Source organism: Aeromonas enteropelogenes (assembly GCF_020097295.1).
Taxonomy (GTDB): Bacteria; Pseudomonadota; Gammaproteobacteria; order Enterobacterales; family Aeromonadaceae; genus Aeromonas; species Aeromonas enteropelogenes.
Genome location: NZ_CP083625.1, coordinates 3,382,370 through 3,402,540 on the forward strand (window position 1 = coordinate 3,382,370; position 20,171 = coordinate 3,402,540).

General features: G+C 62.7%; 13 protein-coding genes. 11 read left to right on the plus strand and 2 right to left on the minus strand.

What is annotated here, in order from left to right; all coding sequences use genetic code 11:
- Positions 1-135 precede the first annotated feature (135 nt).
- The 10 genes from ygfK to xdhC all read left to right on the plus strand — a co-directional run bounded on the left by ygfK (position 136) and on the right by xdhC (position 17,078).
- A complete protein-coding gene (gene ygfK / locus LA321_RS15770; RefSeq protein WP_042069267.1) occupies positions 136-3,258 on the plus strand; it encodes a putative selenate reductase subunit YgfK in 3,123 nt (1,040 codons plus the stop codon).
- A 30-nt stretch (positions 3,259-3,288) separates the two neighbouring features.
- On the plus strand, positions 3,289-4,617 hold the full coding sequence (gene ssnA / locus LA321_RS15775) for a putative aminohydrolase SsnA (RefSeq protein WP_042069269.1): 1,329 nt from the start codon (positions 3,289-3,291) through the stop codon (positions 4,615-4,617).
- 80 nt (positions 4,618-4,697) lie between these two features.
- A complete protein-coding gene (gene ygfM / locus LA321_RS15780; RefSeq protein ID WP_042069270.1) occupies positions 4,698-5,474 on the plus strand; it encodes a molybdopterin-dependent oxidoreductase FAD-binding subunit in 777 nt (258 codons plus the stop codon).
- A complete protein-coding gene (locus LA321_RS15785; protein WP_209418270.1) occupies positions 5,471-8,368 on the plus strand; it encodes a molybdopterin-dependent oxidoreductase Mo/Fe-S-binding subunit in 2,898 nt (965 codons plus the stop codon). The genes ygfM and LA321_RS15785 overlap by 4 nt, the downstream gene beginning before the upstream one ends.
- A 94-nt stretch (positions 8,369-8,462) precedes the next feature.
- Positions 8,463-9,965 (plus strand): nucleobase:cation symporter-2 family protein, encoded by a 1,503-nt coding sequence (locus LA321_RS15790; protein WP_042069271.1) that lies wholly within the window; start codon positions 8,463-8,465, stop codon positions 9,963-9,965.
- 36 nt (positions 9,966-10,001) lie between these two features.
- Entirely contained in the window at positions 10,002-11,318 is a 1,317-nt protein-coding gene (gene guaD / locus LA321_RS15795) for a guanine deaminase (RefSeq protein ID WP_042069273.1), read from the plus strand.
- Positions 11,319-11,677: 359 nt separating this feature from the next.
- Positions 11,678-13,003 carry an NCS2 family permease gene (locus tag LA321_RS15800; RefSeq protein WP_042026467.1) on the plus strand — a complete coding sequence of 442 codons (1,326 nt, stop codon included), beginning with the start codon at positions 11,678-11,680 and terminating at the stop codon, positions 13,001-13,003.
- 400 nt (positions 13,004-13,403) lie between these two features.
- Positions 13,404-15,722 (plus strand): xanthine dehydrogenase molybdenum-binding subunit XdhA, encoded by a 2,319-nt coding sequence (gene xdhA / locus LA321_RS15805; protein WP_042069275.1) that lies wholly within the window; start codon positions 13,404-13,406, stop codon positions 15,720-15,722.
- A complete protein-coding gene (gene xdhB, locus LA321_RS15810) occupies positions 15,715-16,593 on the plus strand; it encodes a xanthine dehydrogenase FAD-binding subunit XdhB (RefSeq protein WP_042069277.1) in 879 nt (292 codons plus the stop codon). Before xdhA ends, xdhB begins: the two co-directional genes overlap by 8 nt.
- Positions 16,590-17,078 (plus strand): xanthine dehydrogenase iron sulfur-binding subunit XdhC, encoded by a 489-nt coding sequence (gene xdhC / locus LA321_RS15815; protein ID WP_042069278.1) that lies wholly within the window; start codon positions 16,590-16,592, stop codon positions 17,076-17,078. Before xdhB ends, xdhC begins: the two co-directional genes overlap by 4 nt.
- Positions 17,079-17,159: 81 nt before the next feature.
- Here the strand turns inward: xdhC and LA321_RS15820 are convergent, their stop codons facing one another.
- Complete coding sequence (locus tag LA321_RS15820) at positions 17,160-17,699, minus strand: glycine zipper 2TM domain-containing protein (RefSeq protein WP_042069279.1); 540 nt, start codon at positions 17,697-17,699, stop codon at positions 17,160-17,162.
- Positions 17,700-18,146: 447 nt separating this feature from the next.
- On the opposite strand from LA321_RS15820, the gene LA321_RS15825 reads away from it, so the two are divergent.
- The gene (locus LA321_RS15825) at positions 18,147-18,335 is read left to right on the plus strand and encodes a hypothetical protein (protein ID WP_042069281.1); all 189 of its coding nucleotides are present in this window, start codon (positions 18,147-18,149) and stop codon (positions 18,333-18,335) included.
- 53 nt (positions 18,336-18,388) lie between these two features.
- Here the strand turns inward: LA321_RS15825 and LA321_RS15830 are convergent, their stop codons facing one another.
- Complete coding sequence (locus LA321_RS15830; protein ID WP_042069282.1) at positions 18,389-19,915, minus strand: YfcC family protein; 1,527 nt, start codon at positions 19,913-19,915, stop codon at positions 18,389-18,391.
- Positions 19,916-20,171 lie beyond the last annotated feature (256 nt).

A 20,171-nucleotide genomic window follows, 5' to 3' on the forward strand; every position in this document is an offset into this window, starting at 1 on the left:
CGCTTTTATCGCAAAAAAATCATTTGCAGCCGCGCTGGCCTGATAGTTGCTCCTCTCATTTACAAGGGGCGATCCCGCAGGAAAACCCCAGTTATTCACCATGTAAATGAGCAGAGCCGCTGCAAGGAGATCATCATGGGCGATATTATGCGACCCGTTCCCTTCAAGAACCTTCTGACCCGAATTTTTGCGGAATATAAAGAGAGCCAGTCCATCTTCGGCATTCCCGCCGCGCAATTCTATCGCAAGCAGGACGAGCGCAAGATCAAGGTATTCGGTGAAACCTGCGAGACCCCCATCGGCCCGGCGGCCGGCCCCCACACCCAGCTGGCCCAGAATATCGTCACCTCCTGGCTGACCGGCGGGCGCTTTATCGAGCTCAAGACGGTGCAGATCCTGGACCGTCTCGAACTGGCAAAGCCCTGCATCGATGCCGAGGACGAGTGCTTCAACACCGAGTGGTCTACCGAGTTCACCCTGACCAAGGCATTTGACGAGTACCTGAAGGCCTGGTTCGCCCTCTATCTGCTGGAGGAGATCTTCGATCCGCGCCTCGACGGGGAAGCCAAGTCCTTTATCTTCAACATGAGCGTGGGCTACAACCTTGATGGCATCAAACAGCCCCCCATGCAGCAGTTTATCCACGGCCTGATGGATGCAAGCCAACGCCCGGCATTTGCCGAGTATCAGCAGCAACTGCGCGAGTTCGTGGCCGACGAACAGTTTATCGCCGCGCTGGGGCTGGAGGCGCGCCGGGAGCGCCTGCAACAGCTGGCGGACTGCATTCCGGCCACCCTGGTCCACGGGGTGACCCTCTCCACCATGCACGGCTGCCCGCCTAACGAGATCGAGGCTATCTGCCGCTACATGCTGGAAGAGAAGGGGCTCAACACCTTCGTCAAACTCAACCCGACCCTGCTGGGCTACCCGCGGGTGCGCGAGATCCTCGATGGCTGCGGCTTTGATTACATTGGTCTGAGTGAAGAGTCGTTTGATCACGATCTCAAGCTGGATCAGGCCAAGGGGATGCTGACCCGTCTGATGGCGCTGGGGGCCGAGAAGGGGCTCACCTTCGGGGTCAAGCTGACCAACACGCTCGGGACCATCAACCGCAAGGGGGCGCTGCCCGGCGATGAGATGTACATGTCCGGCCGCGCGCTGTTCCCGCTCTCCATCAATGTGGCCGCCGTATTGTCGCGCGCCTTCGATGGCAAGTTGCCCATCTCCTACTCGGGCGGTGCCAGCAAGTTCAATATCTGCGAGATCTTCGAAACCGGCATCCGCCCCATCACCATGGCCACCGATCTGCTCAAACCGGGTGGCTACCTGCGCCAGCTGGAGTGTCTCAAAGAGATAGATGCATCCGACAGCTGGGCCATGACCCGGGTGGATGTCGCCAAGCTGGAGGCCTTGGCCGCCAAGGCCCTCACCATGGATTACACCCAGAAGGAGTGGAAGTCCGAGGATCGCATCGAGGTGGGTGGCGGCCTTCCTCTGACCGACTGCTACGTGGCGCCCTGCGTCACCGCATGCGCCGTGCATCAGGATATCCCCGAGTACATTCGCCTGTTGGGCGAGGGGGAGTATGTGGCGGCCCTCGAGCTGATTTACCAGCGCAACGCCCTGCCGGCCATTACCGGCCATATCTGCGATCACCAGTGCCAGTACAACTGCACCCGTCTGGATTACGACAGCCCCCTCAATATCCGCGAGCTGAAAAAAGTGGCCCTCGAGCGTGGCTGGGAAGGGTACAAGGCGCGCTGGCACAAGCCGGCCGGTAGCGGTGACAAGCACCCGGTCGCGGTGATTGGCGCAGGCCCGGCGGGTCTGTCCGCCGGTTACTTCCTGGCCCGGGCCGGTCATCCGGTCACCATCTTCGAGCGCGAGGCCGACGCCGGCGGCGTAGTCAAACACATCATCCCCGAGTTCCGCATTCCGGCCGAACTTATCCAGCACGACATCGACTTTGTCGCCGCCCACGGGGTCAAGTTCGAGTTTGGTTGCGACCCGGCGCTCACCGTCGACAAGCTGCAGGAGCAGGGCTTTACCTATGTCTTCGTCGGGATCGGGGCCGACAAGAACGGCGGCATGCGTCTGGAAGGGGATCACGAGCGCATCTACAAATCCTTCCACTTCCTGCGCAGTTTCAATCAGGGCAAGCCGCTGCCGCTCGGCCGCCATGTGGCGGTGATCGGTGCTGGCAACACCGCCATGGATTGCGCCCGCGCCGCCCTCAAGGTGCCGGGAGTGAGCGATGTGACCGTTATCTACCGCCGCAGCGAAAAAGAGATGCCCGCCTATCGCGAGGAGTATCTGGAAGCGGTGGAGGATGGGGTGCGTTTTTGCTTCCTCACCAATCCGGAGCGCTTTGATAAAGATGGCAAGCTTACCGTGCGAATGATGTCCCTCGGGGAGCCTGACGAGCAGGGGCGCCGTCGCCCCGTGCCCACCGAACAGGCCGAGGTGATGCAGATGGATGCGCTGATCACTGCCATCGGCGAGCAGCCCGATTGCGAGGTGTTGCAGCGCATGGGCATTCCCCTTGGCAGCGATGGCTGGCCCGAGGTGGATGCCCGGAGTGGCGAGACCCGCCGTCGCAACGTCTTCCTCATCGGTGACGTGCAAAGCGGCCCCTCTTCCATCGTGGCTGCCATCGGTGGTGCCCGCCGCGCCGCGGATCTGGTATTGGCCCGCGAGCACATTGCTGGCAAGCCGTGCGATGTGACCAGCCAGCCGTCTGACAAGGAGGAGATCTACCGCCGCAAGGGCAATATCGCCGTCACCCTGGTGGACAAGGGCGAGCGGGATGCCTTCGTGGCCCAGGAGGCGCACCGTTGCCTCGAGTGCAACTACCTGTGCAGCAAGTGCGTGGATGTCTGCCCCAACCGGGCCAACGTCGCCATCGCGGTGCCAGGCTTCAAGGACCAGTTCCAGACCTTGCACCTGGATGCTTACTGCAACGAGTGCGGCAACTGTGCCCAGTTCTGCCCCTGGCAGGGCAAGCCCTATCAGGACAAGGTCACCATCTTCAGCCTGCCCGAGGACTTCGACAACAGCCGCAACCCCGGTTTCTATCTGGCCGAAGGCCATGACGGAGGCGGTGAGCTGCGGGTGCGCCAGGGCGGCGAGACCTATCGCCTGACCATAGACGCCCAAAGCCGGATCCAGGATGTGCCCGAGGCTCTCGGTGACATGTGCCGCATCATCAGCCATGTCCATGCCCATCACCACTACCTGCTGGGGGCCGTCGCGGCCTGAGCGAATAACGAATAAGCGAAGGAGCAAACCATGTTTATTCTGAAAAACGTCACCGCCGTCCAGCTGGAGCCGACCCGGGTGCTGGAGGGGGTGGATATCGCCATCGAAGGTTCCCTTATCAAGGCGGTGGGGCCCAATCTGCGGGCCCTCTACCCGGAGGCCAACTACCGGGAGATGGGGGGCAAGCTGGTGATGCCGGGCATTGTCTGTGCCCACAACCACTTCTACTCCGGCCTGTCGCGGGGGATCATGGCCAACATCGCCCCCTGCCCGGACTTTATCTCCACCCTGAAAAACCTCTGGTGGCGGCTCGATCGTGCGCTCGATGAGGAGTCCCTCTATTACAGCGGTCTCATCTGCTCGCTCGAGGCGATCAAGAGCGGCTGCAGCGCGGTGATAGACCACCACGCTTCGCCCCATTTCGTCAAGGGCTCCCTCAATGTGCTGCGCAGAGGGTTCATGGAGGCGGGGCTGCGCGGTATGACCTGCTTCGAGACCACGGATCGCAACGGGGGGCTGGCCGAACTGCAGGCCGGGGTGGAGGAGAACATCCAGTTCGCGCAAGCCATCGATGCCGCCAAGGCCAAGGGGGACGAACCCTATCTGGTGGAGGCGCACATCGGCGCTCACGCCCCCTTCACGGTACCGGACGAGGGGCTGGCCATGCTGCGCGAAGCGCTGCAAGTCACCGGCCGTGGTCTGCATATCCATGTGGCGGAAGACCGCTACGACCTGGCCCATGGCCACCATCGTTATGGCAATGAGCCCATCGCCCGGCTGGACGCGTTTGATCTTGTCGACAGCAAGTCGCTGATTGCCCACGGCATCTACTTAAGCCCGGCTGACATCGAGCTGCTCAACAGCCGCGATGCCTTCCTGGTGCACAACGCCCGCTCCAACATGAACAACCACGTGGGCTACAACATGCACCTGCCACAGTTTCGCAACCTGGCCCTCGGCACCGACGGCATCGGTGCCGACATGTTCGAAGAGCTCAAATTTGCCTACTTCAAGCACAGGGATGCGGGCGGGGCGCTGTGGCCAGACAGCTTTGCCCGGTTCCTGTGGAACGGCAACACCCTGCTCGAGCGCAACTTCGGCGCCAAGTTTGGCCGACTGGAGGCGGGTTACAAGGCCGACCTCACCATCTGCGACTACGCCGCACCGACTCCGCTGGCGCCGCGCAACCTCGGCGGCCATCTTGCTTTTGGCATGGGTTCATCCTCGGTCAACAGCGTGATGGTGGAGGGGTGCATGGTTTATCAGGATCGCGAGTTCGCCTTTGACGTCGAGCCCATTTATCAGCAGGCCAGCAAGGTGGCAAGCCGCCTGTGGCAACGGATGGACGCGCTGGCCTAGGGCGGCCGTTTGCAGATTTGCACCGGATTGCCCGCCCTGTGGAACGTCCCGGTGGCGGGCAGCAAGAGTAAGGACGACACATGATTGAACAATTCTTCCGACCCGAGCAACTGGGTCAGGCGTTGGCCCTCAAGGCCCAGTTTGGCAACGACGCCGTCTACATGGGGGGCGGCAGCAAGCTCAACGCCGCCCCGACCCGCACCGACAAGAAGGTCGCCATCTCCCTGGAGCGGCTCGGCCTTGGCCAGATTGAGCAGCAGCACGGCCAGCTCCACATCGGCGCCAGCGTCACCCTGCAAGCCCTCAAAGATGATCCCCGCACCTCGGCCGCGTTGGGCGAGGCGCTGGGGTTTGTCTACTCCCGCCATCTGCGTAACCAGGCCACGGTCGGCGGCGAGCTTGCCTGCCAGCTGCAGGACTCCCCCCTGCTGCCAGTGCTGCTGGTGCTCGAAGCCGTGGTGGTGCTGGAAAACAACCAGCTGCAGCCCATCGACGCCTATCTGGCGGGCCAGCGCAAGGAGCTGGTGTTGGGGGTGGTGCTGCCGGAACCCGACCTGCGCTGTGCGACCCGTCGCATCAGTCGCAACGCCGATGGCCTGGCCGTGATGACGGCGGCGGTGGCCCTCGATGCCCTTGGCGAGATGCGGGTCGCCCTGGCCGGCGTGATGCCGCAGCCCATGCGGTTGCGTGATGTGGAGCGGCGCGATCTGCACGATGCGGCGCTGGAGGCGGCGGTGAGCGAACTGGTCACTCCGCGCGCGGATCTCGGCGGCAGCGTGGCCTACAAGCGCTATATCAGCGGTGTGGTGGTGGCGGATCTGCTGGTGGAGTGCCAGCAGCAGGAGGGTCAGGCATGATGGAACTTAACTTCACCCTGAACGGTGCCCTGCGCACCGTCATTTGCCCCGCCGGCGAGAATGCCCAGCGGGTGCTGTTCAACCAGTGCCGGATGCATTCGGTGCGCAACAGTGACGACGGCTTCGGCTTTGCCGGCTCCGACGCCATTCTCTTCAATGGCAAGGTGGTCAACGCCTCCCTGCTGATCGCCGCGCAACTGGAGGGGGCCGAGGTGCGCACCGCCGAGTCGCTTGGCAGCTGGAACCAACTCAGCCTGGTGCAGCAGGCCATGGTGGACGTAGGGGTCGTGCAGTCCGGTTACAACGATCCGGCCGCCTCCCTGATCGTGACGGACCTGCTTGATCGCCACCCGAACCCCACCCGTGATCAAATCGACGATGCACTCTCGGGCCTGTTCCACCGTGACGGCGGCTACCAGCAGTTCTACCAGGCCATCGAGCTCGCCTGCTCGCGGATGAAGGATCCGGATTACCTGTGCCAGATCGCCCCCGAGTTTCGGGGCGACTTGCGCCACATCGGCAAGAGCTGCCCGAAGGTGGACGCCGCCAAGATGGTGCAGGCCAAGCCCTGCTACGTGGAGGATCGGGTCACCGAGGATGCGCTGGTCATCAAGATGCTGCGAAGCCCCCATCCCCATGCCCTTATCACCCGGCTTGACGTGAGCCGCGCCGAAGCCCTGCCCGGGGTGGTGCACGTCATCACCTACCGCAATTGCCCGGATGTCTACTACACCCCGGGTGGCCAGAGCGCCCCCGAGCCGTCACCGCTCGATCGCCGCATGTTTGGTCGCAAGCTGCGCCACGTGGGGGATAGGGTGGCCGCCGTGGTGGCCGAGAGCGAGGCCATTGCTCTGGCGGCCCTCAAACTCATTGAGGTCGAGTATCAGGTGCTGCCGGCGGTGATGAACATCGATGAGGCGATGGCTCCCAATGCGCCGTTGGTGCACGACGAGCCCATCGTCTACATGGCCGGCGCCCCGGCGGATCTGGAGGCCCAAAACGCCAACGCCGTCTATCGCGATGACGAGCACATGATCATCAATTTCCCCATCGGGGCTCGCCCCCACGAGAACCTGGCCGCCAGCGTCCATGGCCAGATTGGCGATGTGGCCAAGGGCTTTGCCGAAGCGGATGTGGTGCTGGAGCGCACCTACGAATCCACCCAAGCCCAGCAGTGCCCGACTGAGCCGCACATCTGCTTTACCTATATGGATGGGGAGCGCCTCATCATTCACGCCTCCACCCAGGTGCCCTGGCACGTGCGTCGTCAGGTGGCGCGCATCGTCGGCATGAAGCAGCACCAGGTGCACGTCATCAAGGAGCGGGTAGGGGGCGGCTTTGGCTCCAAGCAGGACATCCTGCTGGAGGAGGTGTGTGCCTGGGCCACGAAAGTGACTGGCCGTCCGGTCACCTTCCGTTACACCCGTGAAGAGGAGTTCATCAGCAACACCTCCCGCCACGTGGCCAAGGTGACGGTGAAGATAGGGGCCAAGAAGGATGGCACCCTCACCGCCATCGACATGGATTTTCGCGCCAACACCGGCCCTTACGGCAACCACTCATTGACGGTGCCAAGCAACGGCCCGGCGCTCTCCCTGCCGCTCTATCCGTGCGATAACGTGCGTTTCACCGTCAACACCTACTACAGCAACATCTGCCCGACCGGGGCCTATCAGGGTTACGGCGCGCCCAAGGGCAACTTCGCCCTGACCATGGCCATCGCCGAGCTGGCGGAGCAACTGGGCATTGATCAGCTCGAGATGGTGGAGCACAACCGGGTGCACGAAGGGGACATCCTCAAGGTGCTGGGGGCCATCGGCGAGGGCAAGATGCCCACCTCGGTGCCCCACGCCGCCAGCTGCGCCCTCGAGCCCATCCTGAAACAGGGGCGCGAGCTCATCGCCTGGGACAGCCCCAAACCCGCGGACGGGGATTGGCGCATCGGCCGTGGCGTCGCCATCATCATGCAAAAATCGGGGATCCCGGACATCGATCAGGCCAACTGCATGGTCAAGCTGGAGTCTGACGGTACCTTTATCGTCCACTCCGGTGGCGCCGATATCGGCACCGGCCTCGATACCGTGGTGGCCAAGCTGACCGCCGAGGTGCTCGGTTGCCCGCTCGGCGATGTGCATGTGATTTCCGGCGACACCGACCACGCCCTGTTCGACAAGGGGGCCTATGCCTCTTCGGGCACCTGCTTCTCCGGCAACGCGGCCAAGAAGGCGGCCGAGAACCTCAAGGAGAAGATCCTGTTCCACGGCGCCGCCATGCTGGGCGAACCGGTGACGGATGTCGAGCTGGTCTACCCCGGGGTGGTGCGCGGCAAGCTGGGAGAAGTCTCCCTTGGCCAGATCGCCCACAAGGCGGAGACCGGCACCGGCTTTGGCATCCTGGTGGGCACCGCCAGCTACATCACCTCGGAGCTGGCCTTCCCTTACGGGGCCAACTTTGCCGAGGTGGCGGTCAACGTGCGCACCGGCGAGATCCGCCTCGACAAGTTCTACGCCCTGCTCGACTGCGGCACCCCCATCAACCCCGAGCTGGCCCTCGGCCAGATCTACGGCGCCACCATGCGGGCCATCGGCCACTCCTTGACCGAGGAGATCTGCTACGACGGCAAGGGGATCCCGCTCACCCGGGATCTCAAGAGCTATGGCGCGCCCAAGATTGGCGACATCCCGCGCGACTTCAGGGCCTTCCTGGTACCGAGTGACGACAAGGTCGGCCCCTATGGTGCCAAGTCCATCTCGGAGATCGGGGTCAACGGCGCCGCGCCCGCCATCGCCACCGCCATTCACGACGCCTGCGGGATCTGGCTGCGCAAATGGCACTTCACGCCGGAGCAGATCCTGCGTGAGCTCGGCAAGCTGGAGCAACAAACGGTGGCATGACAACAGCCAAGGTGAGGGGCGGGCGCAGGCTCGCCCCGACACCTGACAGCGGAATGAGTACTCCGCCCATATTCTGTGTGATGGGACAATCAAGATGTCTAAAACAACACGCAAGCACTCGGATCTGATCTACGAGCTGGAAGACCAGCCCCCCTTTTCGCAAACCCTGATGGGCGCAGTGACCCATCTGCTGGCCATTTTTGTGCCCATGGTGACCCCGGCTCTCATCGTCGGCGGGGCCCTCGGCCTCTCCACCGAGACCACCGCCTATCTGGTCTCCATGGCGATGATCGCCTCCGGCATCGGCACCTGGTTGCAGGTGAACCGCTACGGCCCCATCGGCTCGGGCCTGCTCTCCATCCAGTCGGTCAACTTCTCCTTCGTTACCGTGATGATTGCGCTGGGCAGCGCCATGAAAAAAGATGGCCTGCACGAGGAGCTGATCGTCTCGACCCTGCTCGGGGTCTCCTTTGTCGGCGCCTTCCTGGTGATGGGCTCCTCCTTCGTACTGCCTTACCTCAAACGGGTGATCACCCCGACCGTGAGCGGGGTGGTGGTGCTGATGATTGGCCTTAGCCTCATCAAAGTGGGGATCATCGACTTTGGCGGCGGCTTCTCCGCCATGAGCAGCGGTACCTTCGGCAAGTACGAAAATATCGGCCTGGGGCTGCTGGTGCTCTGCGTCATCGTCGCCTTCAACTGCAGCAAGAGCCCGCTGCTTCGCATGAGCGGTATCGCCATCGGCCTGCTGGTGGGCTATGTGGTGGCCCTGATGCTCGGCATGGTGGATTTCTCCCCGTTAAATGATCTGCCCCTGGTCACCATTCCGGTGCCGTTCAAATACGGCTTTACCTTCGATGCCCACGCCTTCCTCTTGGCGGGCACCATTTATCTGTTGAGCGTGCTGGAGGCGGTGGGGGACATTACCGCCACCGCCATGGTCTCGCGCCAGGAGATCCGCGGCCCCGAGTTTCAAAAACGGCTCTCCGGCGGCGTGCTGGCGGACGGCCTGGTGTCGGTGATTGCCTCGGCCCTCGGCTCCCTGCCGCTCACCACCTTTGCCCAGAACAACGGCGTCATCCAGATGACCGGGGTGGCCTCGCGCCACGTGGGCAAGTTTATCGCCGTCATCCTGGTGCTGCTGGGACTCTTCCCCGTGGTGGGGCGCTTCTTCACCACCATACCGTCCCCGGTGATGGGGGGCGCCATGACCATCATGTTCTCCATGATCGCCATCGCCGGTGGCCGCATCATCATCAGCCACGGCTTCGATCGCCGCGAGACCCTGATCGTCGCCACCTCGCTGGGGCTGGGGCTCGGCGTCTCCTACGACCCTAACGTCTTCAAGGTGTTGCCCGCCGGCATCTACATGCTGGTGGAGAACCCCATCTGCGCCGGCGGCATCACCGCCATCATCCTGAATCTGGTGCTGCCCCCGAGCCGCAAGCGCAAGGTGCTCAAGGGCGCCGAGGGGGTGGAAGTGATCCAACTCAGCGACAAGCCGGACAGCGCCTTTCAGACCGCCCCCGCCAGCCGCGAAGCAGTACCCCGGGTAGAGGAAGCAGGGGGGAGTGAACCCGGGATAGAGCGGGTCTGAATCTCATTACAGAACGATAAAAACAGGGACAAGGTTATGAACTACGACAACTCAGTCAAAGCCATCCGTGGCAGCTTTTTTGACATCACCCGGGTGGTGGATCACCCCGAGGAGATAGAGGCTCACGCCCGCCTCGTCGAGGATGGGCTCCTGATCATCCGCAACGGCTGCATCGACTGGTTCGGTCAGTGGGAGGAGGGCAAGGGGCGAATCCCGACCGAGGTGCGGGTGCGTGATTATCGCGGCAAGCTCATCGTGCCGGGCTTTGTCGACACCCACATTCATTACCCCCAGAGCGAGATGGTGGGGGCCTATGGCGAGCAGCTGCTGGAGTGGCTCAACCAGCACACCTTCCCGGCCGAGCGGCGCTACAACGATCGCGAGTATGCCCGCGAGATGTCCACCTTCTTTATCAAGCAGCTGCTGCGAAACGGCACCACCACGGCGTTGGTGTTCGGCACCGTTCACCCCGAGTCGGTGGATGCCCTGTTCGAGGCGGCCAGTCGCATCAATATGCGGATGATCGCGGGCAAGGTGATGATGGATCGCAACGCCCCCGACTACTTGCTCGATACTGCCGAGAGCAGCTATCTGCAGAGCAAGGCGCTCATCGAGCGCTGGCATGGCAATGGTCGCCTGCTTTATGCCATCACACCGCGATTTGCCCCCACCTCGACACCCGAGCAACTGGCGATGGCAAAACGGTTGCGCGAGGAGTACCCCACCACCTATCTGCACACCCATCTGTGCGAAAACAAGGAGGAGATCGCCTGGGTGAAATCCCTCTTTCCCGAGCATCAGGGCTACCTCGACGTCTATCACCAGCACGGTCTCACCGGCCACAACTGCGTGTTTGCCCACTGCATCCACCTGGAAGAGCAGGAGTGGGACTGCCTCAAGGAGACCGACTCCACCATCGCGTTTTGTCCCACTTCGAACCTGTATCTCGGTAGCGGCCTCTTCAAGCTGCACAAGGCGTGGCACAAGCAGGTGAAGGTGGGGATAGGCACCGACATCGGCGCCGGCACCACCTTCAACATGCTGCAGACGCTGAACGAGGCCTACAAGGTGATGCAACTGCAAAGCGAGCGGCTCTCGGCCTATCAGGCCTTCTATCTGGCCACCCTGGGGGGCGCCCATTCACTGGGGCTGGACGAGAAGATAGGCAGCTTTGCCACGGGCAAGGAGGCGGATTTCGTGGTGCTCGACCCGGTCGCCACTCCGCTGCAGCAGCTGCGTTACGACAACTCCACCACCCTGCGGGACAAGCTCTTTGTGCTGTTGACCCTGGGGGATGACAGGTCCATCTACCGCACCTATGTGGATGGCCAGCTGGTGCACGAGCGAGGGTAGGGAAGGCAACGGGGCGGCGTGAAGTTGCCCCAGAGAACACGAAGGCTGGCGAACCCGCAAGGAGCGCCAGCATCGCAAACACCGGGGCCAGACCCCGGGACACAAGGGGAAATGGCCCGGTTTTGTTGACCAGCGAGGCAAACGTTTGAATCTGCCTGTTATCTGGTCTTGGCGCTGCGACAGGCCCGCAGGAGAGACCCGCAGTGAGTACCGCCATTTCGTCACGACACGCATGTCGTTACGACACATTCAGGTGTTTTCGAAAGGAGTTGGGTATGACCCAGGCAAACAGCAGGATACGCAGTGTGCAAGAGCAGGCCGGGCAGGACGTTGGCGAGGCCGGATCAGAACAAACACCCATGGGGGCGCTCGATCGCTTCTTCATGATCAGCGAGCGGGGCAGCAACGTGCGCCAGGAGGTGTTGGCCGGGCTCACCACCTTCCTCGCCATGGTCTATTCGGTGATCGTGGTGCCCAGCATGCTCGGCAAGGCGGGCTTTCCCCCCGGCGCCGTCTTTGTGGCCACCTGTCTGGTGGCGGGCTTTGGTTCGCTGCTGATGGGGCTTTGGGCCAAGTTGCCCATGGCCATCGGCTGCGCCATCTCGCTCACCGCCTTTACCGCCTTCAGTCTGGTGCTGGGGCAGCAGATCTCCATCCCGGTGGCGCTCGGCGCGGTCTTTTTGATGGGGGTACTGTTTACCGCCATCTCGGTGACCGGAGTGCGCAGCTGGATTCTGGATAACCTGCCGATGGGGATCGCCCACGGCACCGGCATCGGTATCGGCCTCTTCCTCTTGCTGATTGCCGCCAACGGGGTGGGGCTGGTCATCAAGAACCCGCTGGAAGGCTTGCCGGTGGCGCTCGGGGCCTTTACCTCCATGCCGGTCATCATGTCTCTCATCGGCCTTGCGGTGATCTTCGGCCTTGAAAAACTGCGGGTGCCGGGCGGGATCCTCTTGGTCATCATCGCCATCTCCATCTTCGGTCTCATCTTCGATCCGGCGGTGACCTATCAGGGGCTGTTCGCCATGCCGAGCCTGGCGGATGCGCAGGGCAACTCCCTTATCTTCAGCCTCGATATCATGGGGGCCCTCTCGCCCCTGGTGCTGCCAAGCGTGCTGGCGCTGGTGATGACGGCGGTGTTCGACGCCACCGGCACCATACGGGCGGTGGCGGGCCAGGCCAATCTGCTGGACAAGGATGGCCACATCATCAACAGCGGCAAGGCGCTCAGTGCCGACTCGGTCAGCAGCATCTTCTCCGGCCTGGTGGGGGCGGCGCCGGCCGCCGTCTATATCGAGTCGGCGGCGGGCACGGCAGCGGGCGGCAAGACGGGGCTCACCGCCACCGTAGTGGGGTGTCTCTTCCTGCTGATGCTGTTCCTCTCGCCGCTCTCCTATCTGGTACCGGCCTATGCCACCGCGCCGGCCCTGATGTACGTGGGGCTCCTGATGCTGAGCAATGTCACCAAGCTTGATTTCAGTGACTCCGTCGGGGCCATGTCCGGTCTGGTGTGCGCCGTCTTCATCGTGCTCACCTGCAATATCGTCACCGGTATCATGCTGGGCTTCAGCGCCCTGGTGATCGGGCGCGTCTGCTCCAACGAGTGGCGCAAGCTCAACCCGGGGACCGTCATCATCGCCCTGGCCCTGGTGATTTTCTACGCTGGGGGGTGGGCCATCTAGGATGCCTACCCGTTTCGGGGCCGCCGTCAGGCGGCCCCGTTTTTTTGTGGGGAAAGGGGAATGTTTGGCAACAGTGGTTGGCTTCTCTTGCCGGTGTGGCAAGAGAGCGGGGCGCCTCTTTTTGTTATGTGAAAAGAGAGTCAGAGCCCCTTTGGCAGGAAAGATCTGGCCGCTACCATTTTGATAAAGCCGGATACCAGATTGATACGCCCGCTCTTTCTGCTCCCCTTGTTTGCCACCATGTTTGCCTGCCAATAACCGCGTCGGGGGCGAGAAATTCAGGCAGATGGGATCCCCTTCACACTTCTTGCCATCCTCCCGCTCCCATGGGGAAACGGGCGCATATCTTGCTGTTTTTCATCTGGTTCTGGAATTTTCCCATCTGAAAAAGGACTGGATCATGTCCATAGGATTACCCCTCAAGCGGGTGGATGCCGAGGCCAAGGTGACCGGCAGCGCCCGCTATACCGATGACAACATCATGCTCGGCATGCGCCACGCCAAGTACGTGCGAAGCAACATCGCCCACGGCAGGGTGCTCGCCATCGACGCCTCCGAGGCGCTGGCCCTGCACGGGGTCGAAGCCGTGTTTACCCATGAGGATGTGCCCACCACCTGCTATCGCACCGCCGGCCACGCCTGGTCCCTCGATGAGGCCAAGCGGGATGTCAAAGACAGGCGTCTGCTCACCGACCATGTGCGCCACTTCGGCGACGGGGTCGCCATCGTGGTAGCCCGCGATCCCCTGGTTGTCGAGAAGGCCGCCGCCCTGATCAAGGTGAGCTACGAGCCGCTGCCGGTGATGACGGATGCGGCCAGTGCCCTGGCTGACGATGCTCACCCCATCCACCCCGGCGGCAACCTGCTGCGGCAAAGCCAAATTCGGGCAGGGGAGCCGGAGCAGGCCATCGCTGCGGCAGATGTTCAGTTCAAAGGCCACTATCAGACCCCCGTGGTGCAGCACTGCCATCTGGAGACGGTCACCTGCTACGCCTACATGGATCAGCCGGATCATATCGTGGTGGTTTCCAGCACCCAGATCCCCCAGATAGTGCGCAGCCGGGTGGCCAAGTCCCTCGGCCTGCCCTGGTCGAGCGTGCGGGTGATCAAGCCCTACATGGGGGGCGGTTTTGGCAACAAGCAGGATGTGCTGGAAGAGCCGATGGCGGCGTTTCTGAGCTACAAGCTCGGCGGCGTGCCGGTCAAGGTTTCCTTAAGCCGGGAGGAGTGCTTCTTTGCTTCGCGCACCCGCCACGGCTTTTCCATCGACGGCACCCTCGGTATCGACCGGGATGGCACCCTCAAGGGGTATCAGCTGGGCGTGCTCTCCAATACCGGCGGTTATGCCTCCCACGGCCATTCCATCGCCAGCGCCGGCGCCAACAAGATCAGCTACCTCTATCCACGCAGCGCCTTTGGCTACGATGCCAAGACCTTCTACAGCAACCTGCCCACCGCTGGCGCCATGCGCGGTTACGGCGCGCCGCAGGTGGTGTTTGCCCTCGAGTGCATGCTGGATGATGTCTGCGCCGAGCTGGGGCTAGATCCGCTCGCCGTGCGGATCGCCAACGTGGCCCGCGAGGGGGACGTCAATCAGGTCAACCAGAAGACCATCTACAGTGCGGGCTTGCCCGAGTGCCTGCGCCGGGGGGGCGAACAGTTCGAGTGGGCACGCCTGCGGGCCGAGTGCCTGGCGCAGGATCCGGCGAGCCGGGTACGGCGCGGCATTGGGGTGGCGTGCTTTAGCTACGGCTCCAACACCTATCCGGTGGGGGTGGAGATAGCCGGCGCCCGCATGCTGCTCAACCAGGATGGCACCGTCAATCTGCAGATCGGCGCCACCGAGATAGGGCAGGGGTCGGACACCGTCTTTGCCCAGATGGCGGCCCAGACGTTAGGCATTCCTTTTGAGCAGATCCGGGTCATCTCGACCCAGGATACCGACATCACCGCTTATGACCCGGGATCGTTCGCCTCGCGCCAGAGCTATGTGGCGGCCCCCGCCATCCATCAGGCGGCGCTCCAGCTGCGGGCGCGCATCCTCTCGCTGGCGGCCCAGCTCTGCCATCAGGATGTGGGATCGCTCACCCTGATCGACGGCTACGTGGTGTTGGCCGGGGCGCCGGACAAGGTGCTCATCAGCGTGGCCGAGGTGTCGGTCAATGCCTACTACCACCTCACCATCGGCGGCCAGATCACCTCGGAAGTCTCCCACAAGACCACCACCAACCCGCCGAGCTTTGGCTGCACCTTTGTCGATCTCAGTGTCGACATCGATCTCTGCAAGGTGACCATCAACCGTATTCTCAACCTGCACGATGCGGGCAAGATCCTCAATCCGCAGCTGGCCGAGGGGCAGGTGCACGGCGGCATGGGGATGGGGATCGGCTGGTCCCTGTTCGAGGAGATGATCATCGATGCCAAGAGCGGCGTGGTGCGCAACCCCAACCTGCTGGACTACAAGTTCCCCACCATGCTGGACTTGCCGAAGCTTGAGTGCGACTTCGTGCAGACCCATGAGCCCCAGTCGGTCTATGGCCACAAATCCCTGGGCGAGCCGCCCATCATCTCCCCCGGCCCGGCCATTCGCAACGCCATCAGGATGGCGACCGGCGTCGCCATCAACGAGCTGCCCATCACCCCCAAGACCCTGTTTCGGGAGTTTGTCGCGGCGGGTTTGATCACCGAGGGCACAAGGGAGGAGCAACCCCATGTTTGATATTGCCCGTTACTATAAGGCTCGCAGTGTGGCCGAGGCCGTCGCCCTGCGTCAGGCCGATCCCGAGGCGCGTCTGCTGGCCGGTGGCACCGATGTGATGATCCAGCTTCATCACCTCAACGCAGCCTATCGCCATATCGTCGATATTCACGACTTGCCCGAGCTCAAAGGGGTGTGCGAGTTGGCCGACGGATCGATCCGGATCGGCTCTGGCACCACCTTTACCGAGCTGATTGAAAACGAACTGGTGCAGCGCCGCCTGCCGATGCTGGCCGAGGCCGCCGCCACCATCGCCGGCCCGCAGATCCGCAACGTTGCCACCTATGGCGGCAACATCTGCAACGGCGCCACCAGCGCCGACTCGGCGGCGCCGACCGTGGCGCTGGAAGCCGAGCTGGAGATTGCCGGCCCGGGCGGCACGCGCCGCATCCCCATCGCCGGTTTTCACACCGGCCCCGGCAAGGTGGCGCTGCAACCGGCGGACATCCTGGTGGCATTTCACTTTGCCCCGGACGCGCACCCCCATGCGGGATCCCACTACTTCAAGTATGCCATGCGGGGTGCCATGGATATCGCCACCATCGGCTGCGCAGCCTACTGCCAGATTGAGGATGGCCACTTCAAACGTCTGCGGCTGGCCTACGGGGTTGCGGCACCGACGCCGGTGCGCACGCCCCACGCGGAAGCGGCGGCCGAGGGGCAACCCCTGACCCGGGCAACGCTCGCGGCCATCGCCGAGGCGGTGGTGGCCGATGTGGCGCCGCGCTCCTCCTGGCGGGCGGAGAAAGAGTTCCGCCTGCACCTTATCAAAACCCTGGCGCAGCGGGTGGTCACCTGCGCCGTCGAACGGGCCGGAGGCCAGATCCTATGATGCAACCGCAAACCTGTCCCGCTGTGGCGATCCAGTGCGAGATCAACGGCAAGCCCTACTCCTATGCGGTCTCGCCCAGTGTGTCGCTGCTTCACTTCCTGCGCGGGCTGGGGCTTATCAGCGTGAAAGAGGGGTGCAGCGTCGGCGAGTGCGGCGCCTGTACCGTGCGGGTGGATGGCGTGGCCATCGACAGCTGCCTCTATCTGGCGGTATGGGCCGATGGCAAGTCCATCCGCACCGTGGAGGGGGAACGTAAAGGGAGTGAGCTCTCCGATGTGCAGCAGGCCTTTATCGACGAGGGGGCGGTGCAGTGCGGTTTTTGCACCCCGGGCCTGGTGATGGCGAGCGCCGCCCTGCTCGACAAGACCAAGCGTCGCCCACTGACCGAGGTGGAGATCCGCCGCGGCCTTGCCGGCAACCTCTGCCGCTGCACCGGCTACCAGAACGTGGTGCGGGCGGTGAAAAAGTGCTGCAGGAGTGAGTGATCAGGCGCTTCACCTGCAAGCCGGATAGCAAAAGGCCCGCCTTCATCAGGCGGGCCTTTTTATGGGGGATGGCAAGGGAACTCACCCTTTTTGCTGGTCGATCACCAGTTTGCCATCCTTGACCGGGATGGTGGCCCCCGGCGCCTTATCCATCCGGATCACCCCTTCCTGCCCCGCAAGGCGGTAGGTGACGTCATAGCCCAGGGTGCGGGTGCTGCTCTCCTGCACGGTTTTGCAGCGCTGCTCCGTGGTGGTGTAGGTATCCCCCGCCTGCATGTTGCCCTGCACCTGGTTGCCGGCATAGCCACCCGCGACTGCACCGGCGGCGGTTGCCACCTTCTTGCCGCTGCCGCCACCAAACTGGTGGCCGAGCACACCGCCCAGCGCCGCCCCCACCACTGTGCCCAGCACCTTGTGTTCATCCTGCACCGGTTTGCGGTGGGTGACGGTGACGTTGCGACACTCCTGACGGGGCGTCTTGATGGTTTCGGTCACCGGCTTGCTGGCGATCACCTCGGCGAAGGTGGGCTCGGGGGTGAAGAAACCACCGCTGGCCGCAGCCGACAACGCCAGTGCCGATGTAATACCGATCCCGATCCCCGCCATCATGGACTTGTTCATCTTCTCTTCTCCTGCAATCTCAATCTGGGTGCTTAGCTAGCCTGTATTCATCTTGTCAATAGCGCCCTGGTCGGACAAGGCGAGCCGGGGCTGGCTGCGACAGCCGCTGACAAGGTCAAAAAAACGCCACTTCAAAAAGTGTCTGGCTTTGGCGACAACGGCGAAAAAATCGCCGCGAAATGGCGATGTTGAGGGAACAAGAGGGGGCATGGGCCTATTGTGAGTCGCATTTTGCAATCATCTGGCATGTTGATGGCCTCGGGCGAGGCTTGTTGGGCGGATCGAGAGCCCTGGGCGTGGGGATTGGGGGCAAGGTGTCAATCCGGCAAGGCTTTTGCAGCGTATGTGGCAAGAAGCGGAAAGACGTCAGGGGAGATGGATGACGCGTTGACGCAGAGCCACAGCCAATCCGGGATCCTGATACTGAAAGAGTGAGAAGGGGGACTTATGTCACTGTTACCCAGCTGGATCACCCCGGCCATCCAGGCCAACGTCATCACGACGCAGCAAGCCGAACGACTGCTCGCCTCCCTCTATCGGCCGCTGGTGGCAGGCGGGGAAGAGCTGCCCGCTGACCTCGCAGACATCAGCCTCAAGCTCTACTGTTTTCGCCAGCAGGGACGGGTGCGTCACTAACGCTGGCATAAGAAACACGCCGCCCTGCGGCGGCGTGTCACGGCATTGGCCGATCAGGCCAGCATCACCTGGAGCACCAGCATCAGGGCGCCAAAGCCCAGCACGAAGCCCACCATGGGCAGCACGAACTTGACCCACTTGTTGAACTGGATGCCGAGCATCTGCAGGGTGACCAGCACCAGGCCGGTGGGGGCCAGGAACAGCATGGCGTATTGCCCCCAGTTGTAGGCCGACACCACTATGTAGCGCGGGATCATCACGGTATCCGCCAGCGGCGCCATGATGGGCATGGAGAGCACCGCGAGCCCCGAGGAGGAGGGCACCACCAGTCCCAGCAAGGTGAAGACCAGCATCTGGCTCACCGCGAACACGGCGCCGTGCATGCCGGAGACCAGATCGGAGGCATAGGCCAGTATGGTGTCCGAGATCATCCCCTGATCCAGCACCAGGTTGACCCCCCGCGCCAGCCCTATGATGAGGGAGACGGCCACCAGCTCGGAGGCCCCCTGGGTGAAGGCTTCGACCGCCTCTTTCTCCTTCAGCCCCGAGATGAAGATGATGATGATGGCGATGGTGAGGAAGGAGGCGGCCATCTGCGGGAACCACCAGCCGGCCATGGAGACGCCCCACACCATCAGCGGGAAGGCGAGGATGAACAGGGTCAGGATGATCTTGCGGCGCAGGGTGAAGGGTACGCCCTCATCCATGGAGCCCTCTTTCAGGAAGCGGGCTCGGAAGCTGTCTCTGTCCTCATAGGTGTAGGAGAAGGCCGGATTGGCCTTGAGCTTCTTGCAGTACCAATAGAGATAGGCGATCACCACCAGAGTGCCCACCAGGCAGCCGACCGCACGGAAGATGAGCCCCTCGGTGAACGGGATGCCGGCGGCATTGGAGGCGATCACCACGGAGAAGGGGTTGATGGTGGAGAAGGTGGTGCCCATGGAGGCGGCGAGGAAGATGGCCCCCACGCAGACGATGGAGTCATACCCGAGCGCCAGGAAGATGGGCACCAGGATGGGGTAGAAGGCAACGGCCTCCTCTTCCAGCCCGCAGGTGGTCCCCCCCAGCGCCATCACCAGACAGACCAGGGCCACGAACAGGAACTCGTTGCCTTGTGTCTTGCGCGACAGCGCCACTAGGCCCGCACTGAAGGCTCCCGTCTTGTTGATGACGCCGATAAGCCCACCGAGCACCAGGATGAAGACGATGATGTCGGCCCCCTCTATGGTGCCCTTGACCATGCTGACCGCAACGTCACCAAGCCCCTTGGGGGCCTGCTCCAGTCGCTCATAGGTGCCGGGAATGGCGATGGGCTTGCGAATGGTGCCGTTGATGAACTGGGCAACGTCGATATTGATATTCAATTTTTCAAGCTCGTCCTGGGTGGCGGGCACCCGACTGGTTTCCCCCTGCGGTGTGTTGACCATCAGGGTAGCGCTGGCGGGATTATAGGAAAGCTTGGCATAGGCCCCCGCCGGAATAATCCAGGTGAGGGCAATAGCCAGCAACATGATCAGAAACAGAATGGTAAATGCAGTGGGGAATTGTCTCCGGGTCTTGGTATTCGGCTCGGCACACATAAAATGCTCCTCGATAAAGCAGGTTAAGGTTCGGCGGAATATCGGGTCGATAGGGTTCCTTCGTCATGACAGTGAAGTGCGCAGTTTGACTGCCAGCTGCGCACTCGTTGGCGAGAAATCTGGCCTGATATTGAACATCCGGTGGATTGTTTCAGGACGTAACCATAACGTGCTGGAAAGGGGATGAACATGGTACTCACTCGGCTTTATGGGCTGGTTCACAGAATATATTTCCGGCGATCGAAAACGTTAATTT

Coding starts and splice junctions, on each gene's coding strand:
- ygfK (WP_042069267.1), top strand. CDS start 136: ATGGGCGATATTATGCGACCCGTTCCCTTCAAGAACCTTCTGACCCGA.
- ssnA (WP_042069269.1), top strand. CDS start 3,289: ATGTTTATTCTGAAAAACGTCACCGCCGTCCAGCTGGAGCCGACCCGG.
- ygfM (WP_042069270.1), top strand. CDS start 4,698: ATGATTGAACAATTCTTCCGACCCGAGCAACTGGGTCAGGCGTTGGCC.
- LA321_RS15785 (WP_209418270.1), top strand. CDS start 5,471: ATGATGGAACTTAACTTCACCCTGAACGGTGCCCTGCGCACCGTCATT.
- LA321_RS15790 (WP_042069271.1), top strand. CDS start 8,463: ATGTCTAAAACAACACGCAAGCACTCGGATCTGATCTACGAGCTGGAA.
- guaD (WP_042069273.1), top strand. CDS start 10,002: ATGAACTACGACAACTCAGTCAAAGCCATCCGTGGCAGCTTTTTTGAC.
- LA321_RS15800 (WP_042026467.1), top strand. CDS start 11,678: ATGGGGGCGCTCGATCGCTTCTTCATGATCAGCGAGCGGGGCAGCAAC.
- xdhA (WP_042069275.1), top strand. CDS start 13,404: ATGTCCATAGGATTACCCCTCAAGCGGGTGGATGCCGAGGCCAAGGTG.
- xdhB (WP_042069277.1), top strand. CDS start 15,715: ATGTTTGATATTGCCCGTTACTATAAGGCTCGCAGTGTGGCCGAGGCC.
- xdhC (WP_042069278.1), top strand. CDS start 16,590: ATGATGCAACCGCAAACCTGTCCCGCTGTGGCGATCCAGTGCGAGATC.
- LA321_RS15820 (WP_042069279.1), bottom strand. CDS start 17,699: ATGAACAAGTCCATGATGGCGGGGATCGGGATCGGTATTACATCGGCA.
- LA321_RS15825 (WP_042069281.1), top strand. CDS start 18,147: ATGTCACTGTTACCCAGCTGGATCACCCCGGCCATCCAGGCCAACGTC.
- LA321_RS15830 (WP_042069282.1), bottom strand. CDS start 19,915: ATGTGTGCCGAGCCGAATACCAAGACCCGGAGACAATTCCCCACTGCA.